Raw genomic sequence first — 7942 nt, 5'->3', positions numbered from 1 at the left:
GATAAATACTTTGCCAATCTTTAAACTCAAGCAAAGTAGAACTTTGCCCTGTGTAAAGATTAGGATCTAAATATCTGGGTTGATAGTCTTTGTAGGGAGAGTTTCTTAATATACGATCAGCTTCAAACAAAGCTTTAGAATATTCTTGGGTGTATTTGCCTACTTCACGCCCATCTTTTCTTTTATCAAATATAATTTGATTTGTATTTTTATTAACTTCTAATATAAGTCCATTAGAAGTATAAATTTCATAAGTTTCACTCATTTTTATCCTTTCATCCTATATACAAACCATCTTCCATAATTATAGTAGTGGCTAATCTGCCTATGAATTTGTTGGAATAATCTTGTATTTTATTAATATCATTAAAATCTTCTTTATCTTTTCTTCTATTTCTTTCATTATCAACATCTTTATTATTTACCCCCTTATACATCACTTCTAAATTATGCTGTCCTATGGCTTCTAAATTTTCCATTAATCTTCTTGCTTTTTGTCTATCTTCTATGAACTTACCCTTTTCATCTTGGGTAGTATTATAAATACCATTTGCATATTCATATAAAATTTGTATAGCATCATTATAAGCTAAGATAGGGTGTTGTTTTATCACTGGGTGTTGTGTTTTATACTCTTCTTTTCTTTGAAAATGCTCTAGCTTGTATATATTACAATTTCTAAGTTCTATATTGTTTTTTTCAAAAAATTCCATATCGTTTAAGATGTATTTGCCCTCATTGATTTTATCTTCCTTAAAAGCACTTCTTTTCTCATCTAAAATAATATAAGATAAAAGTCTTTTTAAGGCAAATTCCCTAGCTTTGCTTGAAGTTGTAGCACAAGCAATACTAGGATAATAACTAAGCCCACCTGTGCATAATAAAGAACCAAAAATAAACTCAGATAAATCAAAACTCATAAATCTAGAATTTATCAATAAAGGATAGGTTAAGTATTCTTCTTTTTTTACAGCTAAAGGAAAATCATAATTGTAAGTAAATTTTTCATACATTAGTTTTTCATATAAAATTTTTAATCTTTCATAATTTGTAGGCAAAAGTGTATCGATAAAAGATCCTGCTAAATTTTTTAACACATCTACACTTAAATTTTTACTTACTTTAATAGAAAAATCGATAGCTAATTGTTTTTTTACTTTTGATATCAAATGAATTTGCTTAGCTTTATCCAATCTTGAAAAACTCTTTGACTTTTTCAACTCGCTTGCATATTCTAATTGATTAAAATAATAATAATTTGTTCCTATTTGATATAAAAAAAGCTTATTGAGTGGCTTTTTACTTTTTGGATTAATTTTTATAAAATGTCCTTTAGGATTAAGTGCATAAAATATCCCTAGTTCTTTAAAAAAATGTGCTTTAAAACTAGAAAATAATTTATTACCATAATGCTTTTTATCAAAGCTTGAATTTATAAAAAATAAAATCATTTTTTTAAAAAAATCAGGCTGGCTCATAAAAAATTCTGCAAAAGGAAAAAGTTGCTTAATGATGTTAAAAAAAGTAATATCTATGGATAATTTTGCAAGTTCATTATCAAGCATAATTTCTTGAATGCTTTTATCTAAATCTTTTTTCAAAGGAAGAGTTTTATCTGTTTGTGTATTTTCTTTAAATTCAATTTCCTCATCAAAGCTTTCATTTAAGGTTTTTAAAAAATCCACATAAGTTTGATCATCTTCTTTAAAATCATTTTCAAACATAGCTTTGGCTAATTCATCTAAATAGATAACTTCATCTTCTTTTTTATTTTTATTTAATTCTTTAGATAAAAAGATGTAAATTTTTTTATCATTATCATAAAAATAAATATCATCAGGGATAAATAAGATATACTCATTAAAATAATTTGGTATTTTAATCTTTTGGTAATTAAGTGAAATTTCTTTATCACCATAATCTAAATTTGGAATTACAATATTTTTAACACCAAGAGAATATTCTTGTGTAGAAGCTAAGTCTTTTTGTAAAACATACAAAGTTAAAGTCAATAAAACAACCGTTAAAGGTGAGTATTTCTTAAAATCTACATTTTCATATGTTTTGGATATTGATGACTCTAACTCAAGAAAAAATTGCATTTGATCATAATCAGAATTGATATTATCTAAATAATTATTAAAAAGCCCGATATATTCTTTTACTTTTTCTTTTTCTTTTTCGCTAATTTCTTCTAGTTCTTTGGGTAATTTAAAAAAGCTATCAATATAAGCAAAATCTTGCTCAACTGATTGTTTTGTACTCTCTAATAAATCAAGTCCTATCCAAGAAAGTGTTTGATTATAAAAATTAAAATACCTTTTATATTTTTGATAAATCTGTCCATCAAGTTTCACAAAAGGACAAAGCTGCAATACAAAATCATCTTCCTTTTTAACATCTCTTTCTATAAAATAAGAACCATAATCTCTTTTACTAGGAAATTGTTCTTTTAATCCAAGTTTTTCATTTTTTGTAAGAGCTTTAGGACGATTTTTTATTATTGCTCCTAATTTTTTTTGATACAAATCTTCACAAAGTGCTGCATTGTTAAGCTGTGGCGGATTGGTAATAAACAAATAATTTTTACCCATTTTGGTTGTATTGATTTGATCAGTATTTTGTTTATCTAGTATCATTTCTACTAGTATGGAAGAATTTAAATCAGGATATTCTGCATAAAAGAAATGATTAAGTTCAGAGATATTTAAATTGATTGCTTTTTTTAATGTTGTATCAAAATTTTTTAAACTAGAATTAATCAAAAGCGTATTATCTAACTTTTCATTTTCAATTTTTGGATTATTTTCTAAAAAATGATCAAAAATACCTTGAAATTCTTCATCTAAAATAACTTTATAAAAACTATTTTTATAAAGACTAATAGAAGGCACATTAGAATAAGACGAAAAATCTAATAATACTTTATCATCTATAATCAATACATCAGATAAAATTTCTTCATTGCACAAAGCGATAATAGGATAAAGCTTACTAGTAATAAGCTCTAAAAGTGGATAAGCAAAATCATAATAATATTTTTGTTCCTTATACTCTTGATACTCAGCAGAAGAATTATAAGCTTCAAATAATGTATTTACAACAAAAACATAAGGATTTTTCTTAACTAAAGAGATAGGTTTTTTAAGATTGGTTACAGAATCTAATATATTGATAAAAAATTTTGCTATAGCTCTAATAATTTGCTTATATTCATCATCATTAGATTGAGTAATATTTTTTAAAAGTGTATTAAAAAGTGTATCTAGGGTAAGTTGTATCTTTGGTTTAATCTCTTGCTCAAAATAATCAGATTCTTTGATATTTTTTAATAATGTATTTAATTCTTTTTGAACTCCTTTTAAAAAATTTTCAATATTTTCTTCATTACTCTCATCAATAATTTTATTGAGCGTTTTATTTTTGTTTTGATTGATTACATCATTTAAAAAATTTAAATTATTAAAGATAATTTTTTTAATACTAGATAAATTTTTATCAGAACTAAATTTTTGTTCTTTTGTGATTTCATCTTTATTAGCTTGATTTAAATGTATGATTTTAAAAGTTTTTTTCTTGTTAATTTTAAATTTATATTCCATAGTATGTAGTGTCTTATACAAAGAATTCTTAGCTTCTTTATATCCATCAAAATCACCACATATAAAAATAATTTTATTAGCATTTTCGGTAAGATTTTTTAACTCAATTTCCAAATTATGATTTGATGTAATTAAGGTGAAATCTTTTATTTTCATATTTTAATCCCATTCACTACTACAAATTTACAAACATAAAGCTCTTGTTTTCTATCTTCATCTTCTAAGATCTCATCTAGTCCATTTGCGATTTGAAATTTTAAATTTTGCATTTTAGCAGGAGCTAAAAAACTAAAATGATATTCGTTTAATTCTTTATTATCTTCTAGGGAATTTTTGATGATTTTATCATACTCATGTAGCTGTGTAAAATACCCTGCTCCTAAATCTTTATATTCAAATTCTTTATAAGCACTTTTATAAACTTTAGCAATATTTTTTGGGATAATAAAATAAAGTTTGATTAAATTAGTATCAAAACTAAAATTTAATTCTTTAAATTCATAATCTTTACTAAAGTCTTGTTTGAATTGATTAAGAATATTAACATCTTCTATATCTTTTAAATCTTTTTGATCTATATTTAATTCACTTAAAGCTTTATTTTGTTCTTTTTTTTCATTATTGATCAAAAGATTATAGATAGGTAGGTTATCTTTTTGAAATCTATCACTTTTATAATGAAGTCTTATTATAGGCTCTTTTAGCTTTGTTTGGCTTTTGCTTTGCTTTGCTAAGCCTTCCTTAGGATTAAAACTATGATCAAATTTAAACTTAGTAGGTACAAAGCTTACTTTTAAAGGAAAGCCTTTATCACTAATACAAGCTGAGATGAGTTCTTGTAAGATTACATATTCATTATTAACTTTCTTTTGAGATAAAGAGCCTTTAACATCTACTACCTTAGTGCAAGGATAGCTTACATTTGCAATGGTATTAGGACAGCCACTTATGCTAGAATTAAGTAAATCACTTTCTAGCATAATAGGCACACCACTATCTTTAAAAGTTTTTCCTTTGTTTGATTGAAGTATGACTTTACCTCCATGGATACATTCTAGGTTTTGATTTTCTAAAAGGGCATGAAGTTTAGCTATAGCTTGTTTTTTATTTATTTGTATGGTTTTTTGTTCTTTTAGGGTATTTGAAATCAAATCTTTATACTCTAAGCTTTGCTTGCTTAAACATTCTAATTTGATATTTAAAGAATTTTCTATAATAGAATAATTAAGCAAGCAAAGTTCATCATTTTTATAAAAGATGCTAAGTTTTCCTTTGCCACTATCTTCATCTTTAGGAGAAAAATAATAACTAGGTGTATCTTGTTTTATGGCATTATCTTGATCTAATTCTCCAAAGTAAAAAGGATTGTTAGGAATTTCACTTGAGCCTGTAAGGAGGGTAGAGTTTAAAAAGATATAAGCTTGGTAGTTTTGAAGTTCTTCAACTGCAACACCTACTTTAGTAGCTACTCTTTTATAAATCTCATCACAATCAATCAAATCCCTACAATTAGCAAAAATAAAAACTTCTTCTTTTGGCAAATTAACAAATATAGTCGAACTTGAAGAATTAAATTTTACTTTTGTTTTAATGGGTTGGTTTTTATTAAGATAATAGCTTGTGCAATTATTTTCATAAATCAAATTAATCATTTGCTTTTTTCTAGCTTGAAAAAAATCCAAATCATTTTCCAAGCTAAGACATTTAAAGCACTCAGAGTTATAATTTAAGATTTTCCCTATATTATCTTCTGTAAGTATTTTTTGATTATTTTTATCTTTAACAATGAAAGGCAACCACTTATAAACTGCTTCAGCATGATCTAAATCCTGCTCGAAGTCATTATTAGATAGTTTTTCTAATATAGGTTTATCCAGTATTTTTATATAAATTTGCATAGCTTCTAAAACCAAAAAAGAATCAGGAATAACAAATTTATTTACATTTTTATATTCACCTACATAAAACAACTCTTGTATATCTTTATAAATAAGATTAAATTCTTTCTTGTTATATACGCTATTTTTACACAAGTTATTAAAAATTTTATCCAATACTACACTAATATAATTTTGATTTTCATCTTGGATATCTATTTGATCTCCTGGTAAAAGCTTATTTTTCTCACTTAAGTCAATTAAATTTTGTGCATAAGAATTTAGATAATCCATAGCACAAGCAATATCCTTTTTAAATTCTTTGATATTTTCATTATTTTTTATCAAATGCTCATAAAAATAACTCGCCCAAACTATATTATACATAAAATGGCTAGTTAGCAAATAATTTTTCTCAAGCTCTCCTATATGAATTAAATGCAACTTGTCTGTATTTTTATAATCAAACTTATCTTTAATATCTAAGCCATATTTATAACCCAAATCAGCTATCACAGATCTTGATGACTCTAGTGCTTGTCTATATTCTCGTGAAAAATCTTCTTTATTAGGGATAGGTTTAGCTATAGTTTCTATATGATGTATTTCTATACTTGTTTTGCCTTTACTTGCTTGTTTTATATTTAAAGCACATTCATCAAGTCTTTTTTGATCTATTTGTCCTTGTGAATTTTTACATTCTTCGATCAAACCATCGGTTCCATTTTCCACATTTAAAACTTTAGAGCAATTATCTAAAGTTTTTCTAGTCATACCAAAACCAAAAAGTTTTTTAATACCTTTAATGAGTAATTTAAAAACAACTCTAATAACTCTAATAAAAATATTTACAAGACTTACTACAGCACCTTCTATACCAGCTCCATTATAAGTATAAAGTTTTTGAATATATTTTTTTTGCCCAAAGATACAAAAACATTGAGCCAAATGTCCTCCTAAAGAATGCCCCACAACATCTATTTTAAAATTATCACTCCCATGCTTTTCTCTAATGATTTTTAAAACTTCATCGCTATAATTCATCAAAGACACCACTTGTGGAATTCCAAGCCTCAAAGCAATAAAACCATCTGTAAAAAATGCATCTTTTAATAGCTGTGTTCCACCTGTTTCAGTGCCACGAAAAGCCAAGATATAAGTATTATCATTTTTACTTGTATCTTTAAAAACAGTATGAGAATAACCACTGATGTTAGTATTTTTTACATGATCTATAACTTCATAACGAGATACAAAGTTTTTAGTGCGTGGGCTAAGATGATGTCTTAAATTTCTAGGATTTTCATTGTGTTTAGCAAAATTTAAAGCCAGTAGATTTTTTTGATCTTTTGCTTCTTTGTCTTCTTTGTTTCTATAAATAAAGCTTTGAGCTTTATTTCCAATAACTTGATCCTCATCTAAAGCTTCATTGTCTTTTCTAGGTTTTTTAAAGACAAGATCAGCAGAAAATCTAGCTTCTATAATGGTAGCATAAGCTGTAGGATCTCCTATTTTCTTATTACCTCTAGACAGCTTTGTTTCATTCTCTTTGCTTATCTCATACCCTAACTTTATCCCATCTGCATAAAGCCACAAAGGAGGAGTAAAAGCACTATCAAAAAAACCTTTTTCATCATTCTCATCGATTAAATCAAGCATAGCATAACTAGCATCTGCTATATCAGCATAGTCTTTGATTTGAGAGATAAATTCTTTAGGGTTCATCAGTAACTTTGTCCTGTATATTTTTCATCACTTTTTATAAATTTATTATTAGTAAAATAATGAAAAGATCCTCCTCCTGCACTTTTACGACTAATACTAGAAAAGCTAAATCCTCTTCCTTCATCTCCAAATAATCCATAACTTTTTACTTTATAATCTATCATGGTATAAAAAGTAATAGGATATCTCTTACCTTTGCATACATAATAACTGCTCATAATCAAATAAGGTCTTAATTTTTTATAGTTTTCTTCACCCATATATGCTTTAAATTGATCTTCATAGTATGCAAATTCGGGTTTATCATCGAAATTAAAATTAGATTCGCCTATTTTATAGCTATTAATATAATCATCACGATAATACTTACAACCATTAGAAAGGACTTGAGGAAATTTTTTTTCTACATCATACTTTTTAATATTAGCTCTTAACTCTTCATCAGAAGCAGATATATTATTAATCCATTGATTATATTCTTTTATCTTTCTTTCATTTTCCAATATCTCTTCTCTTATTTTTTTATCAAAGATATAAATTCCACCATAATTACTTGCAAGAGTTTCTAATTCACTTGCTTTATTTTCTTTAAAAGCACATGCACCTAAAGATACTAAAGAAAACAAGCTTAGAATTATCATTGTGATTTTCATTTGATACTCCTTTTTAAAGTATATTATTTCAAATACCTTGGTATAAATAAAATTTAGTTTTTATATTTAACATATCATGAAAAAC

The 7942-nt window shown here is 25.7% G+C and carries 3 protein-coding genes and 1 pseudogene; all 4 read right to left on the bottom strand.

Features of this window, described 5'->3' with window-relative positions:
• A pseudogene (locus L8W55_RS07725) lies at window positions 1-265 on the bottom strand (hypothetical protein); the annotation flags it as partial.
• Between the two features lie 10 nt (window positions 266-275).
• Window positions 276-3758: a hypothetical protein gene (locus tag L8W55_RS07720; RefSeq protein ID WP_263678107.1), complete on the bottom strand. Its 3483-nt coding sequence runs from the start codon at window positions 3756-3758 to the stop codon at window positions 276-278.
• Window positions 3755-7204 (bottom strand): hypothetical protein, encoded by a 3450-nt coding sequence (locus L8W55_RS07715; RefSeq protein WP_263678106.1) that lies wholly within the window; start codon window positions 7202-7204, stop codon window positions 3755-3757. The genes L8W55_RS07720 and L8W55_RS07715 overlap by 4 nt, the downstream gene beginning before the upstream one ends.
• Complete coding sequence (locus L8W55_RS07710; protein WP_263678104.1) at window positions 7204-7857, bottom strand: hypothetical protein; 654 nt, start codon at window positions 7855-7857, stop codon at window positions 7204-7206. The genes L8W55_RS07715 and L8W55_RS07710 overlap by 1 nt, the downstream gene beginning before the upstream one ends.
• Between the last annotated feature and the right edge of the window lie 85 nt (window positions 7858-7942).

It is taken from the genome of Campylobacter sp. FU_520 (assembly GCF_025772385.1).
GTDB lineage: Bacteria > Campylobacterota > Campylobacteria > Campylobacterales > Campylobacteraceae > Campylobacter_D > Campylobacter_D lari_C.
Note: the sequence above shows the minus strand (reverse complement) of the source record. Positions and strands in the feature narration are given on the sequence as shown.

Excerpts from the sequence above, each read along its gene's own strand:
- L8W55_RS07710 (WP_263678104.1), bottom strand. The coding sequence starts at position 7,857 with ATGAAAATCACAATGATAATTCTAAGCTTGTTTTCTTTAGTATCTTTA.
- L8W55_RS07715 (WP_263678106.1), bottom strand. The coding sequence starts at position 7,204 with ATGAACCCTAAAGAATTTATCTCTCAAATCAAAGACTATGCTGATATA.
- L8W55_RS07720 (WP_263678107.1), bottom strand. The coding sequence starts at position 3,758 with ATGAAAATAAAAGATTTCACCTTAATTACATCAAATCATAATTTGGAA.